We start from the raw sequence: 22,291 nt of genomic DNA on the forward strand, positions 1-22,291 counted from the left end.
CATGGAGACAGAGAAAATTCGCGTGATGTGGTTCGTGCCGCCGCTGCTTGCGCTTGTCGCGAGTCGCGACGAGCTGGCCATCGCGGTTCACGCCGATCGCAACCGTTCGTCGGATGAGCAATTCGACGCGCTCGTGGCCGGAAGCGTGGATGCGGTCGTGACTTCGATGGACAACGTCATCGGCTGGAACGGCCGCGTGGGTCCGCGAGACTTTCGCGTCGTCGCGCAGATCGAGCGAACCACGCCGTTGACGGTGCTCGCGAGGCCGCAACTGCGCAATCTGCGGGATCTGCACGGTGCGAACCTGCTCGTCGATGCGCCGGACAACGGCTTCGTCGTTGCGCTCAGGGCCATGCTGCGCGATGCGGGCGTGCCGTCCGATGCGGTGCGCCTGACGCCTGCGGGCGGCGTCAAGGAGCGCTTCGACGCGCTCGTGGCGGGACAGGGCGACGCAACCTTGCTAGGGCCGCCATTCGATTCGATGGCGCAAGCGGCGGGGCTTGCCTGTATCGCGAGCGTGCAGGACACGTACGCCGATTTTCCCGGGCAGGGCGTCGTCGTGCGCCGGGGCGGCGCGGCGAACGCCAGGGTCGCCGCGTGGCTGCGAGCGCTGGAACGCGCTCGCCGGCGCGTTGGCGAGCGCGCGGAATTTGCGAGGCAGGCAGTGCTGGCGGCCGGTTTTCCGGACGCGGTTGCCGCCGCGATGATCGCGCAGAACCCGGATTCGCTGCGTCCATCGGCAGAGGGCGTCGCGCTACTCGTCGCGCACCGTCGCTCGCTCGGTCTGGTGGGTGCGGACAATGACTATTCGACCATCGTCGACGATTCGATGGTCGAGCAATACATGGGGGGACAGAAGTGAAGCGATACGCGCTCGGAACGTTTTCGGTGGGGGACGCTGCCCGCTTTGTGGGCTTCGTCGTGAATGATCGCGTGGCTTCGCTTGCCGAACTGGCAGCGCGTCATGGCGAACGCGATCTGGCAAACGCGCCCGGCGTGCTCGCGCTTCTCGACGCCTGGCCGGCGAGCGAGCCCGCATTGGGCCGCCTCGCCGCGCAGGTCTCGGCGGAAGAGGGCCGCTGGCATGCGTTGTCCGATTTGCAGGCTCACCCGGCCATCGATCTGCCGCGTCAGATTTTTTGCACGGGCGCGAATTACCGCAAGCATGTGGTCGATCTGACGGTGGATGCGAAGGTCGGTCCAGAAGGACTCGACGAGGCTGGCCTTCGGCGCTGGGCGGAAGCCATGATGGATGAGCGGCTCGCGAACGGCGAGCCTTACGCATTCACGAAGCCGGTCTCCGCGGTCTCGGGGGCGTTCGATCCGCTGGTGCTGCCGGTCACGACAGTGAAGCCCGACTGGGAGCTGGAGCTGGCCGTCGTCATCGGTCGCGGCGGCTATCGGATTCCCCGCGAGCAGGCGTTGGACCACGTGGCGGGTTACACCATCGCCAACGACATCTCCGCGCGTGATCTGATTCCACGCACCGACTACAAGATGCTGGGCACCGACTGGCTGCGCTCGAAGGGACAGCCGGGCTTTCTGCCGCTCGGACCGTATCTGGTGCCCAAGGCATTCGTTCCCGACCCGCATCGTCTGCGAATGCGGCTCACGGTGTCGGGGCAAGTCATGCAGGACGAGACGACCGCCGACATGCTGTTCGGTATCGAGCGGCAGATCGAATACATTTCGCGCTATTCGCGGCTGTTGCCCGGCGACGTCATCTGCACCGGCTCGCCGGCCGGCAACGGCACGCACTACAACCGTTTCCTGCGCGACGGCGATGTGATGGAAGCCGAGATCGAGGGACTGGGCCGTCAACGACAAGTGTGCGTCGCGCAACGACATGGCTGACGTGATCGAACCGACGCTACGTCGAGACAATCCCGATCGCGCCTTGCTTCACGAGCTTCTGTCCGCGCAAGCGAGCAACGTCACGCTCGACATGAATCCCGCGTTGACCTCGCTGCGCGCCACCTTGCTGGCGGGCAGCGCGGAGGGGCTGTCGCTCCGCTTCACCGCGCCGGACCACTCGGTGCAAGGCAATGGCGTGGTATCGGGCGGAACGCTCGCCTCGATGCTCGATCTCGCGATGGCCCTAGCGCTGCTCGCCAGGCTGCCGCACGGCCGCACGTGCGCAACGATCAGTCTCACGGTCGACATGATCGAGCCGGGATACGTGGGCGACTTTATCGCCGACGCCCGCGTCAAACGTCTGGGCGGGCGCGTCTCGTTCGTGGAAGCCGACCTTTACGATGCGACGGGAACGCGCCGCGTCGCAAGCGCCACCGCGCCGTTTGCGGTGTTCGATGTGCGGGGCTGACTTCAGGCCTCGTCGTCCGCGATATCCGGATAGCGGTCGAACGTTTCCTTGATGAGATGGCGTAGCCAGATGTTGGCGGGATCGTCGTGGAATCGCGGGTGCCAATGCTGGCGGAGGGCGAACGGCGGCAACGACACCGGCGGCGGCACCATCCTGATCGTGCCGAGCCGCGCGAACACGTTGCCGAGTTCGAGCGGCACCGTGGCGATCAGATCCGGCTGCGCGTCGATCAGATGCGGCACGACCAGAAAGTGCGGCGTGGTCAGATAGACGTTGCGCTTGATGCCGTATTCGTCGAATGCGCTGTCGTAGGCAGCGCTCGCCCGGCCGGTCAGCGAGACGACGATCTGGGGCATGCGCTCGAACTGCGCGCGGCTGATCGTTTTGCCGACCGCCTTGTTGCGCACGCTGACCATCGTGACGAAGGTGTGCAAGAACAGGCGTTGCTGGAATAGTCCATCGGGCGCCGCGCGCACGGAGCCGAGCGCGAGATCCGCCTCGCCGGCCGCGAGCGTCGCCTCGATCTGTTCGAGCGGCACCTGCACGGACCGCACCGCACAGTTAGGCGCAATCTTGCGCAAGCGGCGGATCAGCGGCGGCAGAAAAACCAGTTCGCCCATGTCGGTCATGCTGAGCACGAACGTGCGGCGAGCGCTGGCCGGATCGAAGTGCGCCTGCGAAACGACGCGCTGCCTCAACGCCGTCATGACCTCGGTAATCGTCGCGCCGAGCAGCAAGCCTTTCTCAGTCGGCTGCATGCCGGCCGACGTCTTGATGAATAACGGGTCTTCGAAAAACGTTCTGAGCCGGTTGAGCCCGTGACTCATCGCGCCTTGCGACAGCCCGACTTCGGCGGCGGCGCGCGTGACGCTGCGCTCCCTCAGCAGGGCGTCGAACAGCACCAACAGGTTGAGATCGAGGTCGCGGATATGCATGGCGTGCATTCAGGGAATTAGTCCCATTAGGTTGACGCATGATCCGGGCAAACCTATCGTGGCGTCAAGCGTTGAACAAGACGCGCTATAACGAATCAGGAGACAAGCGATGTTCATCAGGAACACCTGGTATGTGGCCGCCTGGTCGCATGAGGTCGAGGGCGCAGAACTGTTCTCGCGCACCATCATCGGCACGCCCGTTCTGCTGTATCGGAAGGAAGGCGGCGAGGTCGTCGCGCTGATGGATCGCTGCTGTCATCGCGGCGCGCCGTTGTCGGTCGGCCGGCGTGAAGGCGATTGCGTTCGTTGCATGTATCACGGCCTCAAATTCGACAGCAACGGAGCCTGTGTCGAAGCTCCGGCCCAGGAGAGAATTCCGCCGCAGGCCAGGGTCAGGCAGTTTCCGGTCGTGGAGCGTTACCGCTGGATCTGGATCTGGATGGGCGATCCCGCGCTGGCCGATCCGGCCACGATTCCCGACACGCATTGGGTCGACGATCCAGCATGGCGCTCGCTGCCCGGCTACATTCACTACGACGTCAACTACCTGCTCATCTGCGACAACCTGCTGGACTTTTCGCATCTCCCATTCGTTCATCCAACCACGCTGGGCGGAGGCGAGGACTACGCCGCCAGCCAGCCGAAAGTCGAGCGACTCGAAGACGGTGTGCGCATCACGCGGTGGACACTCGACACCGAGCCGCCGCCGTTCGCCAAAGCGGTCCGGGCGTGGCCGGGCAAGGTCGACCGCTGGAACATCTACGACTTCACGGTGCCGGCGGTTCTGCGCATGGATTCGGGCATGGCGCCCACGGGTACCGGTGCGCCCAAGGGCGTTCGTGTCGGCGCGGTCGAGTTTCGCGGTTGCCAGGCCCTGACGCCTGAAACCGAAAACTCGACGCACTATTTCTTTGCTCATCCGCACAATTTCTCGCTCGATCAGCCCGACGTGACGCGTTCGATTCATCAGGCGGTGGTCGACGCCTTCGACGAGGACCGCGACATCGTGACGGCTCAGCATCGGAATCTCACGCTCGATCCCGGCTTCAGGATGATGGCGTTCGGCATCGACGCGGCCCTCTCGCAGTTTCGCTGGGCCGTGAACAAACGGATCGAGGAAGAAGGCGCCGCAGCGGCGCGGAAGAGCGAGGTCACGTCGTGATCGAAGTCGTCGTCGAGAAAATCGCGCGTGCGGCCGAGGGCATACTCGACATCGAATTGCGCAGACCGGATGGGACGAACCTGCCGGCATTCGATCCGGGGGCGCACGTCGACGTTCACTTGCGCGAGGGGCTCGTGCGTCAGTATTCGCTGTGCAATGACCCGATCGATCCGACACGCTACCGCCTCGGCGTCAGCCGAAGTGCGGCGTCGCGGGGCGGATCGGCTTACCTGCACGATGCGCTGCGGGCCGGCGACACGCTGCGCATCAGTGAGCCGCGCTCGCTCTTTGCGCTCTCGGCCGAAGCGACCTGTCATCGCTTCATCGCCGGCGGCATTGGCATCACGCCGATCCTCAGCATGATCCGCTGGTGTGAGCGTCATGCGCTGCCGTGGCAATTGAGCTACTGCGTACGCTCGAGAGCACACGCGGGGTTCCTGGACGAGTTGCTCGCGCTGGGCGGTGACATTCGTCTCCATGCCGACGACGAGGCAGCGTTGCCGCACGACGTGAGCGGCATGCTCGCTGGCGTGAAACCCGCCGAGCATGTGTACTGTTGCGGACCGGGCGGGCTCATGGACGCAGTCGCGGCGCGCGCTCGCGACCTGGGCATCGGTGCGAATCGCGTTCATTTCGAGCGATTCGCGGCTTCAACGGACGAGCGGGAGCGCGGCGGCGAGAAGCTGTTTACCGTCACTCTCGCGCGGAGCGGCGCGCGGTACACGGTAGAGCCCGACGAATCGATTCTCGATTGCCTCGAACGGCATGGTCTGACGCCTGCGTTTTCCTGCCGGGAAGGGCTTTGCAGGAGTTGCGAGACGGCGATCGTGTCGGGGAAGGTCGATCATCGCGACTATGTACTGAGCGCCGAGGAGCAGCGCGAGGGCAAGTCGCTCATGATTTGCGTGTCGAGAGCGACGACCGAGGAGCTGGTGATCGATCTCTGAGCCATGACCGGAACCCGCGATAACGCGCAATGGCCGCTTTATATCTGCTGCTTTGGCAGCATGGCCTCCATGCGCATGTGCGATTCGATGCTGCCCGTTCTTGCGACGGCGTTCGCGGTCGGCGCCGATCGCGCCGCGCAGACCATAGCGTCGTTCGCGCTTGCCTACGGAATCTGTCAGCTAGGCTCGGGGCCGCTCGGCGACCGGCTCGGAAAAATGCGCGTGATCGCGCTCGCGGCGGTTGTTTGCGCACTCGGCAACCTTGGCGCGTGCCTTGCCGGCAACCTGGACGAACTGCTCGCGGCGCGGTTTTTTTCGGGTGCGGCGGCGGCAGGCATCGTTCCGTTGACGATGGCGTGGATCGGCGATCACAGCGCGGACGGCGAGCGCCAGGCGGCGCTCGCGCGTCTGCTCGGCGCTACCGTGCTCGGCATGATCGCGGGGCAATGGGGCGGCGCGGCGCTGGCTTCCTCATGGGGGTGGCGGACTCCGTTCGCGTCGATCGCGGCGGTGTTCGCGCTCGGCTGGCTGGCGGTGCGAAGCGTGTCGCCGCCGATCGCGCGAGACACCCCGGCGAAGCAACCGGCGTTCGCGCGCCGGACGATCGGGATGCTCGGCGCAAGCCGGGTTCGCATCGTCTTGCTGGTGACCTTCGTTGAAGGCGCCTTTGCGTACAGCGCATTGGCATTCTTGCCGACCTACCTCAGCACGTCGTTTGGGCTGTCTTCGTCCACGGCGGGATTGATCGCATCGAGCTACGGCGTGGGAGGGCTGCTCTTCAGTCTGAGCTCGAAGCACGCGATACGGCGTTTCAGGGATGCGCGGCTTGCGCGAGTGGGCGGGCTGCTGCTCGCAATCTCGCTGGTCGCGCTTGCGGTCTCGCCGTTCTGGTGGCTATCCGTCCCAGCCTGCATGCTCGCCGGATTCGGTTTTTACGCCCTTCACAACGTCTTGCAGAACCATGCCGCGCAGATGGCCCCGCAGGCGAGAGGCACGGCCGTTTCGCTGTTTTCGTGCGTGCTCTTTCTGGGGCAGTCGTTCGGAATCGCATTGGGTGCGCGGTCGCTCGCTCATGCTTCGGTACGCATCCTGTTCGCTGTCTGCGCGGTGGGGCTGCTCGTCCTTGCGCTCCTCTTCGCGCATCTGTCGGCGCCCAGGCGTGCGCCGCAAACGTCGCGGGTCCCGGAATAAGCGGGCGGTTGCAATGCGGTGGCGGCGCCTTGATGCAGGAAAGAAGCGAGACGCGAGCAGCACAAAAATCGGGCGATGCAGCCGCAACGCCCGACTTCATGCCGCTAGAACTTGACGTACGCGTTGAGCCACAACGTATTGCCGTAGGCGGCATTGCGCGCGTAGATCTGATGCTGCCAGTGAAGCACGGCGCCCCATTTCTGCGTGCCGTAGCCGACCTGCGGTCCCAGCGTCAACTCGTTGGTGCGATGTCCGTCGCCGAACGCGGACTGGCCGTTGATCTTGTCGTCGTTGAGCTGGGTATTCACGTATCCGCCGACACCGACGAGCCAGTTCTGATTGATGTGGTAATTGAGGCCGTAGTCAGCGGTAAGCTGAACGCCCGACTGATAGTGCGTCGCCGAATTCACGCTGCTATAACTCAGATTGATCTTGGAGCTGAGCTCGATCTGCTGGAGCGGCATCCAGGTAAACGCATAGGCGAGATAGAAACTCGTGACATTGCTTCCCGGATTGAACAGACGGCTCTTGTCGTATGAACCCCACGGGGCGACGACGTCGAGTTCGACGGTCTGCAGATAGTGCGGCGATTGCCAGCCGACGAGCATGCCAAACAGCGGATCGGCGAATCCACGCCCGCCGCCGGAGATTCCAAACGACGGCAGGTGCAAGGTGCCGTCCACATAGGGAAGCGCAGCCTGGACGGCGATGGTGCCGCCCAGAATGGTCGGCGTTTCGAACACATGAACCGCTCGCAGCGAATGGGCCTGCAGCCCGCCATTGGCGCCTTGCGGATTGCTGTTGCCGCCGCCGTCGCGTAGCGACGTTATGTTCTCGAATTTGTTGTAGGTGTAGAGATAGGTTCCGGGGCCGCCAAGCAGTCCGCTCATCACGGTCATGATCCCAGACGGATAGCTGCTCGTGCCGTTTTCGAGCGCGAATGCGGGGCTCTGGGCGAGACCCAGCGCGGCGCACGCGACGCCGTAAAGTTTGTATCGTTTCATTGCCGTGTCTCCTGTATTTATAAGGATTTTGATTTGTGCCGCGAAGTTATTGCGCGACGAACACGCTCTCGTTGGCGTGCAGTCAGCGATACCGGACGACGTTTCGCGAGGGTCGCCGGTGCGTTTGTCAACGCGGCATCGGCAAGAGCGCGCTGACGTACCTGCCTTCTTCAATCCTCAAGGCGACCGCCTGGAGGTGCTGGCCCGCGCAGGGCCCCGATACGCACAGGCCGTCATCAAGCGTGAATTTCGCACCGTGGCCGTGGCAAACGATGTGGTTCGCACCCTGGTCGAGATAGGCGTGCTTTCGCCACGGCAGAGAAGCCCCGGGCCAATGCGGACACGAATTGATGTAGCCGCGCAGGAGCGCGTGCCGGCGCACGACGAAGAGGTCGTCGACGCCGCGTCCTTGCAAGTCGAATCCGCGTGCGCCAGTCGGCGCAAGCGCGTTCAACTCGCACAGGCGGACCCATTGGGCAGTGCCCGAATCCGGCATGGCGACGTGCGTTCAGGATTGCTTTCAGGACTCTGTTCGGGATTGTGTCGGGGGCGGCCCTCCGGGCGCCCACGTCTCGCGCAACTGGAAGAGAAATTCCTGCGAGTTCTCCGCGATGGCGGGGGCGACACGCGGAACCCAGGAGTCGTCGAGCTGATCCATGTCGGCGTCGTATTCGATATGGCAACCCAGCGGGCTATTGAAGTACCAGAACCAGTTCGAGCCGAACCGGTGACGGCCCGGTCCCCAGAACGATTCGTAACCCTTGGCCGCGAACGCGTGGCCTGCTCGCAGCACCTCCGACGGACCGCCCATGTGGAACGTGAAATGTTCGCAACCCTGCATGGCCGGCGGCGTCTGGATGAAGAACAACGTGTGGTGATCGAGGGTACCCCGCGGGCGCAGGAACGGGCCCATTCCGGTGAAGCGGTCGTTGACCCGGAAGCCGAGCCGGTTCACATAAAACGCCTCGGCCTTGTCCGTGTCGGGCACGAAGTAGACGACGTGCGAAAGCGTCCTCGGAAGCGGCGGCGGTTCGTCGCGGTTCGCCGGCGAACCGGTGACGTTCAGTGCGCGCTGCGCATCGCCGGGCGCGTTGATCTGCTCGGCCGCGAGCGTTGGCGTTCGACGCACGGAGAGTTGAAACCCGAGGAGGAATCCCGAGTCGTCGGTCGCTTCGATCGAGCCGTCCGCCAGAAACTTGACTTCGCGGTCCCTGGCCAACTCGTGCGCGATTTCGTCGAGTGCGGCTCGATCCTCCACACCGTAGATCGTTTTGCGTAGCTGATTGCTCGTCGGCAGCGTCCACTTCGGCAGCGCGGGGTCGTCCTTGTGGCGAATCACGACGCCCGTTCCGTCGAGCGCCTCGAACGCGCCATCGCCTTGCGGCGTCAGTCCGTAGTCGGCGAGAAAGCTCGCGCAGCTTGCGACGTCGTCGACGCCGAAAACGAGTGTGTCAGGTCCAAGGATTCTCACTTTAAGCGTCCTGTCGAAAGAGAAAGGTGATGTCGGTTAATACGATACGGTGCGGATCATAATATTCCGCTTGCTTCGAATAACGCAAGAGGCGTTCGGGTTTCCACATGGTTTTTCAGCATGAGGAAAAACCCTCGCTTACGATACGCATCGTATCGTATATATAATGAAACGGTCACTAACGAGGATGCGTGGGGTTGGACCGGGAAGGCCGGCATAGCCGCCGTATCCAGAAACTGGAGCCGAACAATGAAGCTGGGTCGCATCGCTGTGAACGGTCCGGATGGGGATGTCGCCCGTCTGGTGCTGGTATTGCCGGAAGAAGGGCGCGTCATCGATCTGAAGCGCGCGTCCGTGCTGGCGCTGGAGAAACAGGGCGCGACGGGAGAATCGGCGCGCCGGCTGTCGGAGGCGCTCTTTCCCGGCAGCATGTCGGCGGCGATCGGCCTCGGCGAGCGGTTTCTCGACGCTGCCCGCCGCGCGGACAAGGAGCGCCCGGACGAAGCGTCGATCCCGATCGCAGAGGCGAAGTGGCTGCCTGCCACCGATCCCTCCGTTGTCCGCGACGGCTTGACGTTCATCGGACACATCAAGGGCTTTCACGAGAAGATCGGGCACGAGCCGCATGAGAGCCTGCTGAAGGTGCCGGGCTATTTCAAGGGGACGCCGCATACCGTCATCGGTCATGATGCGGAGGTGCCGTGGCCGGGCTATATCGGGCATATGGATTACGAACTGGAACTCGGCTACATCATCGGCCGGCGCGGCGGTAATCTGAGGCCGGAACAGGCGCGTCCCTATCTCTTCGGCATCACGGTGTTCAACGACTTCAGTGCCCGCGATCGCCAGTCGATCGAAATGCCCATTCAAATGGGGCCGACCAAGTGCAAGGACTTCGCCTATGGAGTGGGGCCGTGGATCACGACGATCGACGAATTCGCCGACCTCGACGCCATTCCCATGGAAGTGCGCGTCAACGGCGAGACCTGGGGCAAGGGCACGAGCGCGAACAAGCTCTGGAGCGTCGACGAACTGATCGCGTGGGCGAGCCTGGGCGAAGTGCTGGAGCCCGGCGACGTGATCGGCTCGGGCACGATGGGCGGCGGCTCCGCGCTCGAACTCGATCGCAGGCTTCAGCCCGGCGACGTGGTGGAACTCGAAGTGGGCGGCGTGGGCATTCTGCGCAACCGGATGGGCCAGCCGCAACCGGGATTGTGGTGGCCGCAGGAGCGCGCTCCGTTCATGTGAGTTGACGCGACTAAAACAAATTTCAAGGAGACACAGTCATGGCTTCGCAGCACAAGGTGCTTGTCGTCGGCGGAGGGATCAGTGGCATGACGCTCGCTCACGGACTCGCGCGCGCCGGTATGGACGCGAGGGTCGTGGAGAGCGGCCACCGGATGGATCAGCAGGGAACCGGCATTTCCCTGCTTGGCAACGCGTTGCGCGCACTGGATCGCGTGGGGCTCGCCGACAGCTGCATGGCGGCGGGCTCGGGATGGGACACGGTCAGTGTGCGCAACGACGCGGGCGAGATCGTGAACGAGCGGCGCCCGCCGCGCATCTTCAGGCCGGACGCCCCCGGCGCGATCGGCATCATGCGGCCGAAGCTGGCGGAGGTGCTCGAAGGGCAGGCGCTCGCGAGCGGTGCCCGGATCGACTATCGCACGACCGTCGAGGATATCGAGCAGGACGGCAACGGCGTCTCATATCGACTGTCGACGGGTGAAACGGGGCGCTGCGATCTGCTGGTCGCCGCGGACGGAACGTATTCAAAGACGCGTTGCAAAGTATTCGGCGGCGAGTATCAGCCGGCTTATGCGGGACAAGGCGCGTGGCGCTTCACGGTGGAGCGTCCCGCGGAGTTCGACGGGCTCGTGCTGTACAAGCACCGGGACGGCCGCGCGGTGGGTGGCCTGCCGCTCTCCGACAAGCTTTGCTACTACTTCTTCCTCGAGAACGCCAAGGTCCACGCGCATATGCCGCAAGACAGGCTGAGCGAGATGTTCAGGGAGCGTCTGGAGGGTTTTTCGGCGCCCGATCTTCTCGCGGCGATCGGGCGTTGCGATGGCACGCGCTACATCAGTTACCGTCCGTTCGACATCCTGTTCATGCCGCAGCCGTGGCATCGGGGGCGAGTCGTACTGGTGGGGGATGCCGCGCATTCGGTCACACCGCAGTTGACGTCCGGCGGCGGCATGGCGATCGAGGACGCGGTCGTGCTGATCGAGGAACTGAGCCAGCGCACAAGTATCGACGATGCACTCGTCGCCTATGGGCAGCGTCGTGGCGAGCGGGTGAAGCGGGTGTTCGACATTTCGCTGGCCATCTGCCAGGCGGAGCAGGACCCGCACGCGGACGGACGGCGTGCCGTCGAGCTTCTGTTCGAAGGATATGGCGTGCTCGCCCAGCCGTTCTAAGCGCGGAGCCTCGATTCCGGAGCGGGCATTGGCTCGGCGCAAGGACGCATCGACGCGTGCTGCCGGCGGGCCCGGTTCTTTCAAATCACTCTTTATTGTTTGCCATGACCGTCACCTCGTTTGCTCCGGTATTCGTCTCCAGCGACACCGCCAAGGCCGTCTTCGACTGGACGGATGCGATACGCGCGCTGCAGTCGGCCTATGCGCGGCCGGTTCCGCCGAAATCCGCCCCGCCGCGCACCGTGGCGGCCGCCGGCAAGACCTGGCTGCGCACGCTGCCGGCCGTGCCGGTGGGCGGCCGCTACTACGGCGCCAAGATCATGGGCATGGCGATGGACGCGGCCGCGCCCGGCGTCGAATACGTGATCGTCCTGTTCGACCGGGAGACTAGCCGCATCGCCGCGTTTGTCGACGGCAATCTGGTTACCGGCTATCGCACGGCCGCCACCTCGGCTGCCGCACTCGACCGGCTGGCGCCTCGCGGCGCCGCGCGCCTCGCCGTGCTCGGCAGCGGCCTCGAAGCGACGATGCATACCCGTGCCATCGCCAGCGTGCGGGATCTGAGCGAGGTCGTCGTATTCAGCCCGACACCCGAGCGGCGCGCCGCGTTCGCGCAAGCTGTGACACGCGATCTCGGCGTGCCCGCGCGCGGCGTGGCGTCGGCGCAAGAAGCGGTAGACGGCGCCGGGATCGTGCTCGCCGCGGCGCGCGCGAGGGGCGAACAGCCGATTCTTTTCGGCGACTGGCTCGAGGCCGGCGCGACCGTCGCATCGATCGGCTCGACCATTCCCGAGCAGCGCGAGATCGATGTCTCGGTCGTCGCTCGCAGCGACATCATCGTGTGCGACACGCTCGAGGAAGTCCTGGAAGAAACCGGCGACATGCTTGCCGCCCACGAAGCCGGCATCGCGTTTCGCGACAAGTCGTTCAGCCTGACAGATCTGATGAGCGGAGCAATCGACGAGCGCCTGAAAGACGCCCGCACCCGGATGTACAAGTCGGTGGGCGGCGGGCTGCAGGACATCGTGGTGGCGGAACTCATCCTCGACAAGGCAATTGCGGCCGGCCTCGCGACGCCGCTGCCGATCGAATTCGAAACCAAGCGCTAAGCGCACACCAGGACACGCGGCATTCAATAGCAACGCAAAAAAGGAGCACAGGATGGCCCGCTACACCCGAAACGAAGCGCGCGAATGGGCGCGTGAGCATCTCGTTGGCGTCGCCAACGTGACCATTCCGACGATAACATCGGACTTCAGGCGCATCAACGAAAAAGCCGTCCGCCACGATGTCGAACTGGCGATCGAGCACGGCTTCGTCGGCTCGCTTTCGTGCTCGGAAGTGGCGATCACGCAGGCGCAGTACGGCGAGTTCTGCGCCATCATGGCCGACCAGGCCGCGGGCCGCCTCGTGATCGTGCATCACGCGGTGTTCAATACGCTGGAAGACAACATCGAGGCGATCAGACTGGCGGAGGCGGGCGGCGCCGACCTGGTGCTGCTCGGCTATCCGCCGTACTTCTATCCGAAGTCCTACGACGAAGTGTTCGAGTACACGAAGGCGATCTGCGCCGCGACGAATCTCGGCGTGATGGTGTTCCCGCTGCCGGCGTGGGGCTTTTCGCGTTTGCATCCCGCCGATATTCCGCTGCCGGTGCTGCGCCGCATGGTGGATGAAATTCCCAACGTGGTCGCGATCAAGGCCGAGGGCGGCCTGCCCTACATCATGTCGGCAATCGAGGTGCACCGCGAATTCCACGAGGAAGTCGTGATTTCGTCTCCGCTGGAATACGAGTACGTACCGCTCGCGCAGGTGATGGACATCCCGTTTTGCGGCACGAATTATTCGGCCTATTACGGGCCGCTGCTGCCAAGGATTCACAAGCTGATCCGTGCGGGCGAATACGATCAGGCCACGCAGCTCTGGTACAAGATGGACCCGGCGCGCAAGGCGTTCGCCAGCCTGCCGATCGCGGCCAACGGTCTGCTCAACCGGATGTTGTGGAAATACCAGGCCTGGTTGCAAGGCTACAACGGCGGCCCGATGCCGCATCCGACCCAGCGCGTGTACCAGCGCGACATGACCGTCTTGCGCAAGGGCCTCGAAGCAGCGGGCCTGAATCCGACGAGCGATCCCGACGAGGCCTTCTTCGTCGGCCGCCATCCCGTGTGAGACCGACCGACATGAGTGAATTCATCGCGCTACCTTTGAAGGACCCCGGCCTGCTGAGGCAGGCCATGCTGATTGACGGCGAATGGGTGCCCGCCGACAGTGGCGAGACGCTGGAAGTGCGCAATCCGGCGACCGGCGAACGGGTCGCGCGCGTGCCGAATGGCGGCGCGAACGAGACCCGCCGGGCAATCGCCGCAGCCGAGCGCGCGATGCGGGTGTGGCGCAAGGCGTTGCCCAAGGAGCGCGCCAAGGTATTGCGCACGCTATACGACCTGATGCTGGCGCACATCGACGATCTCGCTGTCATCATGACCGCGGAGCAGGGCAAGCCGCTCGTCGAATCGCGTGGCGAAATCCTGTATGCCGCGGGTTTTATCGAGTGGTTCTCGGAGGAAGCGAAGCGCGTCTATGGCGACATCATTCCGCGCAATGTCGACGGTCGTCGCATCCTCGTGCAAAAGGAGCCGATCGGTGTATTCGCGGCGATCACGCCGTGGAATTTTCCTTCCGCGATGATTACCCGCAAGGCAGGCCCGGCGTGGGCCGTCGGTTGCGCCGGAGTGATCAAGCCGGCGAGTCAGACGCCGCTGTCCGCGCTCGCATTGGCGGTGCTTGCCGAGCGCGCCGGTCTGCCGCCGGGCGTTTGCAATGTCGTCACCGGCTCGGCTCGCGCCATTGGCGGGGAGCTCACTGCCAGCGCGGTGGTCCGCAAGCTTTCGTTCACCGGTTCGACGGAAGTCGGCGCGCAACTGCTCGCGCAGTGCGCGCCGACCATCAAGAAAACCAGCATGGAACTAGGCGGCAACGCTCCGCTTATCGTGTTCGACGATGCGGACGTGGATGCAGCGGTAAAAGGCGCGCTCGCCGCGAAGTACCGCAACGCGGGGCAGGCTTGCGTCGCGGCCAATCGCATACTCGTGCAGTCGGGCGTCTACGACCGTTTCGCGAGGAAGCTGGCCGAAGCCACCGCCGCCCTCCGCGTGGGCAACGGCATGCACGAGGGTGTGGTGCAGGGGCCGCTCATCAACGAGGACGCCGTTCGCAAGGTCGAGGAGCATATTTCGGACGCGCTGCGCAAAGGCGCTCGTGTGCTGACAGGTGGCAAGCGCCACGCGCTCGGCGGCTGCTTCTTCGAACCGACGGTGTTGGCCGACGTGTCTCGCGAGGCCGCGATTTTCAACGAGGAAACCTTCGGACCGGTCGCACCGCTGTTTCGCTTCGACACGGAAGACGAGGCAATCGCGCTAGCCAACGACACGCCGTTCGGTCTCGCCTCCTATGTGTTCGCACGCGACGTGGGGCGCATTTTCCGTGTCGTCGATCGACTCGAGTTCGGCATGGTCGGCGTCAACGAGGGCTTGATCTCGACGGAGGTTGCGCCGTTCGGCGGCGTCAAGCACTCGGGTCTGGGTCGCGAGGGCTCGAAGTATGGCGTCGATGATTACCTTGAAATCAAGTATGTGGCGCTCGGCGGGCTTTGACGGCGGTGGATCGCGTCGGTAGGCATTGCCGTCCAGGCGGGAACGCCGCGGCTGGCGTGCTTCTTCGAGTTGGACAGGCAAATAGGATACGATGTGTCTTATAATTGCGTGTTGCGCGGTCCGCGCTCGCGGCACATCGAGGCGATCTTGCCAACCGACTTTCCGTTACGCCAATGAAGACAAACGCTCAGCCTCCCGTTACCGCATCCTTCACCGCACGAGGCGTCGGCCGACCGCGCAGCGAGGAAACGCGTACGCAGATTCTTGCGGCGACGGTTCGTCTGCTCGAGACGCGCACGATTCAGTCGATCTCCATCGAGGCTATCGCCAAGGAGGCCGGTGTCGGCAAGGCGACGATCTACCGCTGGTGGAATTCGAAGGCGCTCGTCGTGATCGATGCGTTCATCGAGCACCACCTCGTCAAGACGCCGATGCCGCGGAACTTGCCGCCCGGCGAGGCCATTGCGGCGCATCTTGTTTCGCTGATTCACGAATACGCCGGGTGGTCCGGCAGGATCGTCGCGCAAATCATCGCGGAAGGTCAGGCCGATCCGGCTGTGCTGCGCGAATTCCGCGAGCGGTTTCACTATGGGCGTCGGGCGCTCGTTCGCGAAATGCTCGAGCAGTGGCGCGGTTGCGCGCGCATTCCCGTGCCGCCGAACATCGAGACGCTGAGCGAGATTCTGTATGCGCCGGTCTACATGCGCCTGCTGGTCGGAAACGGTCCGCTCGACGACCATTTCGCGCAGGAGCACATCAGTTACGTCTACACGTTGCTGGGCGTCGACGTGCCGGACGTGGTGCAACTGCGTGAGCAGATGAAGCGGAAAGCGCCCACGAAAAAGACGGCGGGTGCCGCACGCTGAGGCGTGGCGTGTGAGCGCCACGCGCTTGTGACCCGCTTCGGTTCGCCGGTCCGCCCATCAAGCAAAAAAAACGCCGCTCCCGGCAGGGAGCGGCGCTTGTCGAACGGTTTCGAACAAGCGACCGTCAGGCGCTTTTTTCCGCAACGGCCGGAAACGGCAAGCTGTGAAGCCGTTTGCCCGTGGCCGCGAAAATCGCGTTCGCGACCGCCGGCCCGACCGGCGCGACACCCGGCTCGCCGACACCCGTGGGCGCCTCGCCCGACGGCACGATATGCACCTCGACCTTGGGCATCTCGGCGATTCGCAGCACCTGGTAGCCGTCGAAATTGTTCTGCTCGACCTTGCCGTCCTTCAGCGTGATCGCGCTATGCAACACCGCGCCGAGACCGAAGCCGATCCCGCCTTCCATCTGGGCGGCGATGACGTCGGGATTGATCGGCGTGCCGCAATCCACCGCGCACACGACGCGCTCCACCTTCACGTTACCGTCCTTGTCGACGGAAACTTCCGCGACCTGCGCGACGAACGTCTTGAACGCCTCGGCCACCGCGATGCCGCGCCCGCGGCCTTTCGGCAACGGTTTGGCCGGGTCCCAGCCCGCTTTCCGGGCGGCGAGTTCGAGCACGGCCCGCATGCGCGGTTCGTGCGCGAGCAGATCGCGGCGGAACGCGAACGGGTCCTTGCCCGCGGCGTGCGCGGCTTCGTCGATGAACGCCTCGACCGCGAATGCCGTGTGCGAGCTGCCGACCACCCGCCACCACAGCACCGGCACGCCGGTCTGCGTGGTCGTCAGTTCGACCGAGATGTTCGGAACCGCGTAGGCCATGTTGGCGGCGCCCTCGACGGACGTCGCGTCGATCCCGTTCTTGACCATGAAGCTCGCGAACGGCGTGCCCGCGAGAATCGACTGGCCGACGATCCGGTGCCGCCAGCCGACCAGCTTGCCGTCCGCGCTCAGGCCCGCGTCGAGCTTGTGGAAGTACATCGGCCGGTACAGGCCGCCGTGGATGTCGTCCTCGCGGGTCCACTGCAGCTTGACGGGCGTGCCGTTCGCGCCCAGCGCCTTGGCGATCGAGACGGCCTCGACGATATAGTCCGAGCGCGCGTTCGCGCGCCGCCCGAAGCTGCCGCCCGCATACAGCGTGTGGATCTTCACCTGCTGCGGGTCGAGCCCGGCCGTGTGCGCGGCATTGCCCTGGTCGACGGTCTGGAACTGGTCGCCGGCCCAGATCTCGCAACTGTCGGCGGTGAGCTTGACGACGGCGTCGAGCGGCTCCATCGGCGCGTGAGCGAGATAGGGGAATGAATAGGTGGCGGAGATCTTCTTCGCCGCGCCGGCGAGCGCCTGTGCGGCGTCGCCGTCCTTGCGGGCGGATGCGCCGGGTTGCTCCGCGAGTTGCCGGTATTCGGCCATGATCGCGTCCGAGCTGCGCTTCTCGGCCTTCGAATCGTCCCATTCGATCTTCAGCGCGTCGCGGCCCTGCTTGGCCGCCCAGAAGCCCTTGGCGACCACCGCGACGCCGCCCGGCACCTGCACGACCGAGACCACGCCCGGCACCGCTTTGGCAGCCGACGCATCGAACGACTTGACCGTTGCGCCGAACAGCGGCGGACGCTGCAGCAACGCGACCAGCATGCCGGGAAACGTCACGTCGAGCGTGAACTGCGCGGTGCCGTCGGTTTTCGGCGGGACGTCGACGCGCGGCACCTGGTGACCGATCAGACGAAAATCCTTCGGCGATTTCAGCGTGACCTTGTCGGGCACTGGTAGCCGCGCCGCGGCCGACGCGAGCGAGCCGTAGGTCGCGCTCCGGTTCGTGGCCGCGTGATGAACGCTGCCGTCGCGGGTCGTCAATTCGGACGCGGGCACCCGCCACTGCGCGGCGGCGGCGGAGACCAGCATCGCGCGCGCTTTCGCGCCGGCCTCGCGCAGTTGCATCCACGAGTTGGACATCGCCGAACTGCCGCCCGTGCCCTGCATTGTGCCGAACGCGAGATTCGCGTAGCGCTTGGCGTCGGCGGGCGCGCTTTCGACACGCACGTCCTGCCAGTTCGCATCCAGTTCCTCGGCGACGATCGTCGCGATGCCGGTGTACGCGCCCTGGCCCATCTCGACGTGTTTCGCGATGACCGTCACGCTGTTGTCCGGCGCGACGCGCAGGAAGGCGTTGGGTGCGAACGCCGCCCCGGGCGTCGTGGCGGCGAGCGCGCGGCGGCCCGTGCCCGCCCACTCGAAGCCGATGGTAAGGCCGACCGCCGCGACCGCGCCGGCTGCTTTCAGGAAGGTCCGGCGCGACGGGCGCACGGCGTCCGTGAGATCGAGATCGGTGGTCATGGTCAGGCCTTCAGGGTGGCGGCGGCTTCGTGAATGGCCGCGCGGATGCGGGCGTAGGTCGCGCAGCGGCACAGATTGCCGTTCATCGCGGCGTCGATGTCGGCGTCGGTAGGCGTGGCGTTGCGTTCGAGCAAGGCGGTCGCGGACATGATCTGCCCGGACTGACAGTAACCGCACTGCGGCACCTGCAGCTTGACCCATGCGGCCTGGATGGCTTTGGCGGGCCGGCTTTCGATGCCTTCGATGGTGGTGATGCGCTTGCCCGCGACGGCGGCGAGCGGCAGCACGCACGAACGGGTGGCTTCGCCTTCCAGATGAACCGTGCAGGCGCCGCATTGCGCCATGCCGCAGCCGAACTTCGTGCCGTGCAGGCCCGCGTTCTCGCGGATCGCCCAGAGAAGCGGGGTAGTGGGATCGGCATCGAGCGTAACGTTCTTGCCGTTCAGGACAAACGATGTGGACATGGAACCTCTCCGTGGGGAAAGCCCGAACTTGGCGCCGGGTGTACGCGGCAGTGTGACCGAGCACGCGCCGTTGTGCTTACACGATCCTGCAAAAATATTGAACAATGCTGCAAATCGAGCGGCCCAGCCGTGGCTGCGCGGCAGGCGCCTGGGTATGCTCGATCCCGTCAACGGAGTTCATGCGTATGAAACAGAATTCTTCCTGGCTCGATCCCGCCGAGGCGCGCGAAACGGCTCGCCGCGAACTCGCCGCGCTCGTCAGCCGCTTCGCGCCAACGGACGGCGCGCATCAGACGGCGATTCCCTCGCTGGCCTTCTACCGATACTCGGCGCCCGTCGATCTCGGCTGCGGCGTGGCGAGCTCGGCGTTCGTGTTCGCGGCGCAAGGCGCCAAGCGGGTCGTGGTCGCGGGGCAGGCTTACGACTACGATCATCTGCATTGCCTCGTGACGTCCGTCGATCTGCCGATGACGTCGCGGGTCACGCGAGCGTCGTCCGACGCGCCTTACCTGTGCGTGAAGCTCGCGCTCGATCCGCAGTGCATCGCCGAACTGGCGACGCAACTGCGTCTGCCGGAACCGGGCGCCGTGTCGGCGGGCGAGGGCATTGCCGTGGGCTCGTTGTCGGCGCCGGTCTTCGATGCGGCGCTGCGGCTCGTGCGCTTGCTCGATACTCCGGATGACATACCGGTTCTCGCGCCGCTCATCGAAAAGGAATTGCTCTACCGGCTGATGACGAGCGAGCAGGGCAAGCGGCTGCGGCACATCGCCGTGAACGGGAGTCAGACGTACCGGATCGTGCGCGCGATCGAATGGATCCAGAATCACTACACCGAGCTTTTGCGGGTGGAGATGCTGGCGCAGGAAGTGAATATGAGCGTGTCGTCGTTCCATCATCACTTCAAGAACGTCACGACGCTGAGTCCGCTGCAGTATCAGAAGCAACTGCGGCTGCACGAGGCCCGGAGATTGTTACTGGGGCAGAACGGGGATGTCGGGTCGGTGGCGATCAAGGTCGGGTATGACAGCCCTTCCCAGTTCAGCCGCGAATATAGCCGGCTGTTCGGGGCGCCGCCGCTTCGCGATGTGGTGCAGTTAAGGCGCCGTAACGGCGTGGGGTACGGAGAGTAAAGCCGCGCTTCGATGAAGCGAGCCCGTTTCCGTCCGCGAGAAACGCGTGAGAAGCGGGCGAGAAACGCAAGAAGCGACAGGCCAACAAAAAACCCCGTAAGACTGTGGTCTTACGGGGTTTCTCGATCTACTTCGCAAACTATATCGGCTTACGCCGTAACAACTGTTGGTGCCCAGGAGAGGACTCGAACCTCCACGGTGTTGCCACCGCTAGGACCTGAACCTAGTGCGTCTACCAATTCCGCCACCTGGGCACGTTTTCAAGCTAGACAGCTATTTTATCGGGATGATGCAGCGTGTCAATCCCCGCCAACAAACAACTTGCTTCGTCAATCACCCCGATCGGATCGGGCAACGGCTCGTGCCGCGAAGCGATGCTTCAAGCGTCTCACACAAAAAGTAAAGCCGCCTAAAAATGCCAGGCGGCTTTACTTTGAATCTGGTGCCAAGAGAGGACTCGAATACCGTTTTCAACAGATTGATTATAAATAAAAAAATGTATCTGCTTGCGTGATGTATACGTATGTGTATACGCAAACCCATTGGATTCCACCGGATATCCCTATGCATTGTTCCTTGTTCAGACTCTATGCCGAACACGTAAGCTTTACGCTACACGTCTGTTTCGCTGGCACCGCCGCACGCGATGCTTCACTCTCGCCCGGGGTGTTCGACGAATCAAGGGATGTCGCCCCTACCGGTTCGAGCGCCGTCGACGAGAATTTCGTGTTCGACCAAGAGTGGTTTAGAATATTATATGTAATATATCCATGGAATTGCGAATAAATTTATCCCCGGCCGCGCGATATACGCACTTATGTGCGCGAAAACCTCGTAAGTTCGGCTTGATTGGTCGGGAGGCAGCGTGTCGCTTTTATGCAGCTTCGAAATGGGCAAGAGAGATTCGTCTGCAGATTGCCGTTGCTGGTGCCAGAATAAAGAGGCCGATAGTGGGCAACGGAGTCGCGGTGGGCAACGCTTACCGGCAGCAGGCTGTATGGGGTTTGACCGTCAGCAGTTAGAGACTTTCGCCGTCGTCGTGGAGTTGCGGCATTTCGGGCATGCCGCAAGATTGCTGAATATTACCCGCGGAGCAGTGTCCCAGCGAATTAATGCATTGGAGGAATCTCTCGGGGTGCCCTTGCTGGTGCGCGATGGTGCGGCGCCCACGCCTGCGGGCGAAGCACTCTTGAGGCACATACAGGTGATCAGGGCGCTCGAAACGGATACGCTCAAACAAATCAAACCGGAAGGGAGCGAGCGTACGAGAGTCGCGATTGCGGTCAATGCAGACTCCTTGGCGACGTGGTTCGAGCCTGTTGGCTGTGCTATCGCCAGTAGTGATTTTGTACTCGAACTCATCGTCGATGATCAGGATCACACATTGCCGATATTGGCTCGCGGGGAGGCCATGGGCTGCGTCTCGACGGAAAGCACTGCGCCGACTGGATTTGTTGCAGAGTCAATTGGCGCGATGGAGTATGAATGCGTCGCTGATCCGGCATTTGCCCAGATGCATTTTGCCCGGGGGCTAACGTTGCACTCGATCCTTGCCGTACCGGCCGTCCTGTTTAATCGCAAGGACGGCTTGCATGCGCTGTTTCTTGAGCGCCTGCTGGGCTTTCCTGTAAGAGGCTACGTCGCGCATTATTTTCCGTCGCCTTCGGCATTGCTTGCTGCTATCCAGTTCGGCGTCGGTTATGGGCTCGTGCCATCGCTGCAGGCGCAGCCGCTGCTGAATTCAGGTGATCTTGTATCCCTGGCTCCTCATCACAAGATTCCTGTCGATCTGTATTGGCATCATTGGGAACACCCCGAGGCTGCGGCCTACGACGATGCCGCGCTCAAGCGCCTGCTGTTTCTCACCATCGATGTCGTCGCGCACATGGAAGCGCAGCCGATTTTCAACGGAGCCGGTGAGCAGACCGGCAAGCGTTGGGGCATGACCGAAATCTGGTTCAACCCGGTGCGCAAGGCGCACACGGCGCTTGCGTAGGAGAGAAGGGAAAGACGTCTACCGGAACACGTGGCAGGTGGATGTCCTCCAGCGCGAACGGGCGGTCTCTCAGGCGACACCACGAGCCGACAGGTCATCGGGCGATGCGGCTCTACCGCATGCCGACCAGCGTGTACAGCACGCTGGCGCAATGGCGGGCCGGGCAGGCTGAGCCTCCGCGCACCGAGGTACAGCTGAAGGCTGACCAGCGACGTATCCGGGAGCTGGAGGCGCGCGTGACCGAGCTCGAAAGGGAGCGCGAGATACTAAAAAAGTCCACGGCCTTCTTCGTCAAGGAACTGGATCGCTCCTCGAGGTGATCCGTTCGCTGAAGAAGGCCTGGCCAGTCAGCGTGATGTGCCGGTTGCTGAAGGTGCCGCGAAGCAGCTACTAC

Annotated in this window: 20 protein-coding genes, 1 tRNA gene and 1 pseudogene; 15 read left to right on the plus strand and 7 right to left on the minus strand. The window is 64.0% G+C overall.

The window, feature by feature from the left end:
• The first annotated feature begins 1 nt into the window (after position 1).
• Genes BUE39_RS05730 through BUE39_RS05740 form a run of 3 tightly spaced genes read left to right on the plus strand, consistent with a single transcriptional unit; the run spans position 2 to position 2,323 of the window.
• Positions 2 to 862, plus strand: coding sequence for an ABC transporter substrate-binding protein (locus tag BUE39_RS05730; protein ID WP_073427667.1), 861 nt, complete (start codon positions 2 to 4; stop codon positions 860 to 862).
• A 26-nt stretch (positions 863 to 888) separates the two neighbouring features.
• The gene (locus tag BUE39_RS05735) at positions 889 to 1,854 is read left to right on the plus strand and encodes a fumarylacetoacetate hydrolase family protein (protein WP_235004809.1); all 966 of its coding nucleotides are present in this window, start codon (positions 889 to 891) and stop codon (positions 1,852 to 1,854) included.
• Positions 1,847 to 2,323: a PaaI family thioesterase gene (locus BUE39_RS05740; protein WP_073427669.1), complete on the plus strand. Its 477-nt coding sequence runs from the start codon at positions 1,847 to 1,849 to the stop codon at positions 2,321 to 2,323. The genes BUE39_RS05735 and BUE39_RS05740 overlap by 8 nt, the downstream gene beginning before the upstream one ends.
• 2 nt (positions 2,324 to 2,325) lie before the next feature.
• Here BUE39_RS05740 and BUE39_RS05745 read toward each other — a convergent pair whose 3' ends face one another.
• Complete coding sequence (locus BUE39_RS05745; protein WP_073427670.1) at positions 2,326 to 3,258, minus strand: LysR family transcriptional regulator; 933 nt, start codon at positions 3,256 to 3,258, stop codon at positions 2,326 to 2,328.
• A gap of 109 nt (positions 3,259 to 3,367) precedes the next feature.
• Between BUE39_RS05745 and BUE39_RS05750 the strand changes: the two genes are divergently transcribed.
• From BUE39_RS05750 to BUE39_RS05760, 3 genes are read left to right on the plus strand one after another with little or no spacing between them, the layout of a single operon-like run.
• On the plus strand, positions 3,368 to 4,420 hold the full coding sequence (locus BUE39_RS05750; protein ID WP_073427671.1) for an aromatic ring-hydroxylating dioxygenase subunit alpha: 1,053 nt from the start codon (positions 3,368 to 3,370) through the stop codon (positions 4,418 to 4,420).
• Positions 4,417 to 5,367, plus strand: a complete 951-nt coding sequence (locus BUE39_RS05755; RefSeq protein ID WP_073427672.1) for a PDR/VanB family oxidoreductase — start codon at positions 4,417 to 4,419, stop codon at positions 5,365 to 5,367. Before BUE39_RS05750 ends, BUE39_RS05755 begins: the two co-directional genes overlap by 4 nt.
• 3 nt (positions 5,368 to 5,370) lie before the next feature.
• Positions 5,371 to 6,558 (plus strand): MFS transporter, encoded by a 1,188-nt coding sequence (locus tag BUE39_RS05760; protein ID WP_073427673.1) that lies wholly within the window; start codon positions 5,371 to 5,373, stop codon positions 6,556 to 6,558.
• A gap of 104 nt (positions 6,559 to 6,662) precedes the next feature.
• Here the strand turns inward: BUE39_RS05760 and BUE39_RS05765 are convergent, their stop codons facing one another.
• The 3 genes from BUE39_RS05765 to BUE39_RS05775 all read right to left on the minus strand — a co-directional run bounded on the left by BUE39_RS05765 (position 6,663) and on the right by BUE39_RS05775 (position 9,033).
• Positions 6,663 to 7,562: a SphA family protein gene (locus BUE39_RS05765; protein WP_073427674.1), complete on the minus strand. Its 900-nt coding sequence runs from the start codon at positions 7,560 to 7,562 to the stop codon at positions 6,663 to 6,665.
• 127 nt (positions 7,563 to 7,689) lie between these two features.
• Complete coding sequence (locus BUE39_RS05770) at positions 7,690 to 8,058, minus strand: Rieske (2Fe-2S) protein (protein ID WP_073427675.1); 369 nt, start codon at positions 8,056 to 8,058, stop codon at positions 7,690 to 7,692.
• Positions 8,059 to 8,082: 24 nt separating this feature from the next.
• Positions 8,083 to 9,033 (minus strand): VOC family protein, encoded by a 951-nt coding sequence (locus BUE39_RS05775; protein ID WP_073427676.1) that lies wholly within the window; start codon positions 9,031 to 9,033, stop codon positions 8,083 to 8,085.
• Positions 9,034 to 9,282: 249 nt separating this feature from the next.
• Here BUE39_RS05775 and BUE39_RS05780 point away from each other — a divergent pair, with 249 nt between their 5' ends.
• The 6 genes from BUE39_RS05780 to BUE39_RS05805 all read left to right on the plus strand — a co-directional run bounded on the left by BUE39_RS05780 (position 9,283) and on the right by BUE39_RS05805 (position 15,972).
• Complete coding sequence (locus tag BUE39_RS05780; RefSeq protein WP_073427677.1) at positions 9,283 to 10,281, plus strand: fumarylacetoacetate hydrolase family protein; 999 nt, start codon at positions 9,283 to 9,285, stop codon at positions 10,279 to 10,281.
• Between the two features lie 38 nt (positions 10,282 to 10,319).
• Positions 10,320 to 11,453: an FAD-dependent monooxygenase gene (locus BUE39_RS05785; protein WP_073427678.1), complete on the plus strand. Its 1,134-nt coding sequence runs from the start codon at positions 10,320 to 10,322 to the stop codon at positions 11,451 to 11,453.
• Positions 11,454 to 11,557: 104 nt separating this feature from the next.
• Complete coding sequence (locus tag BUE39_RS05790; protein WP_073427716.1) at positions 11,558 to 12,562, plus strand: ornithine cyclodeaminase family protein; 1,005 nt, start codon at positions 11,558 to 11,560, stop codon at positions 12,560 to 12,562.
• A gap of 52 nt (positions 12,563 to 12,614) precedes the next feature.
• The gene (locus BUE39_RS05795) at positions 12,615 to 13,625 is read left to right on the plus strand and encodes a dihydrodipicolinate synthase family protein (protein ID WP_073427679.1); all 1,011 of its coding nucleotides are present in this window, start codon (positions 12,615 to 12,617) and stop codon (positions 13,623 to 13,625) included.
• Positions 13,626 to 13,636: 11 nt separating this feature from the next.
• Positions 13,637 to 15,106 (plus strand): NAD-dependent succinate-semialdehyde dehydrogenase, encoded by a 1,470-nt coding sequence (locus tag BUE39_RS05800; RefSeq protein ID WP_073427680.1) that lies wholly within the window; start codon positions 13,637 to 13,639, stop codon positions 15,104 to 15,106.
• Positions 15,107 to 15,279: 173 nt separating this feature from the next.
• Entirely contained in the window at positions 15,280 to 15,972 is a 693-nt protein-coding gene (locus tag BUE39_RS05805) for a TetR/AcrR family transcriptional regulator (protein ID WP_073427681.1), read from the plus strand.
• 124 nt (positions 15,973 to 16,096) lie between these two features.
• Here BUE39_RS05805 and BUE39_RS05810 read toward each other — a convergent pair whose 3' ends face one another.
• Together BUE39_RS05810 and BUE39_RS05815 are read right to left on the minus strand one after the other, a co-directional pair.
• Positions 16,097 to 18,307, minus strand: a complete 2,211-nt coding sequence (locus tag BUE39_RS05810; protein ID WP_073427682.1) for a xanthine dehydrogenase family protein molybdopterin-binding subunit — start codon at positions 18,305 to 18,307, stop codon at positions 16,097 to 16,099.
• A gap of 2 nt (positions 18,308 to 18,309) precedes the next feature.
• Entirely contained in the window at positions 18,310 to 18,771 is a 462-nt protein-coding gene (locus BUE39_RS05815; RefSeq protein WP_006046916.1) for a (2Fe-2S)-binding protein, read from the minus strand.
• Positions 18,772 to 18,956: 185 nt separating this feature from the next.
• Here BUE39_RS05815 and BUE39_RS05820 point away from each other — a divergent pair, with 185 nt between their 5' ends.
• Positions 18,957 to 19,901, plus strand: a complete 945-nt coding sequence (locus BUE39_RS05820; protein WP_073427683.1) for an AraC family transcriptional regulator — start codon at positions 18,957 to 18,959, stop codon at positions 19,899 to 19,901.
• A gap of 167 nt (positions 19,902 to 20,068) precedes the next feature.
• Here the strand turns inward: BUE39_RS05820 and BUE39_RS05825 are convergent.
• Positions 20,069 to 20,155, minus strand: a tRNA-Leu gene (locus tag BUE39_RS05825).
• 743 nt (positions 20,156 to 20,898) lie between these two features.
• Here BUE39_RS05825 and argP point away from each other — a divergent pair.
• The gene (gene argP, locus BUE39_RS05830; RefSeq protein ID WP_084561360.1) at positions 20,899 to 21,897 is read left to right on the plus strand and encodes an HTH-type transcriptional regulator ArgP; all 999 of its coding nucleotides are present in this window, start codon (positions 20,899 to 20,901) and stop codon (positions 21,895 to 21,897) included.
• A gap of 143 nt (positions 21,898 to 22,040) precedes the next feature.
• Positions 22,041 to 22,291 (plus strand): annotated as a pseudogene (locus BUE39_RS05835) (IS3 family transposase); the annotation flags it as partial.

It is taken from the genome of Paraburkholderia terricola, from assembly GCF_900142195.1.
GTDB classification, from domain to species: domain Bacteria; phylum Pseudomonadota; class Gammaproteobacteria; order Burkholderiales; family Burkholderiaceae; genus Paraburkholderia; species Paraburkholderia terricola.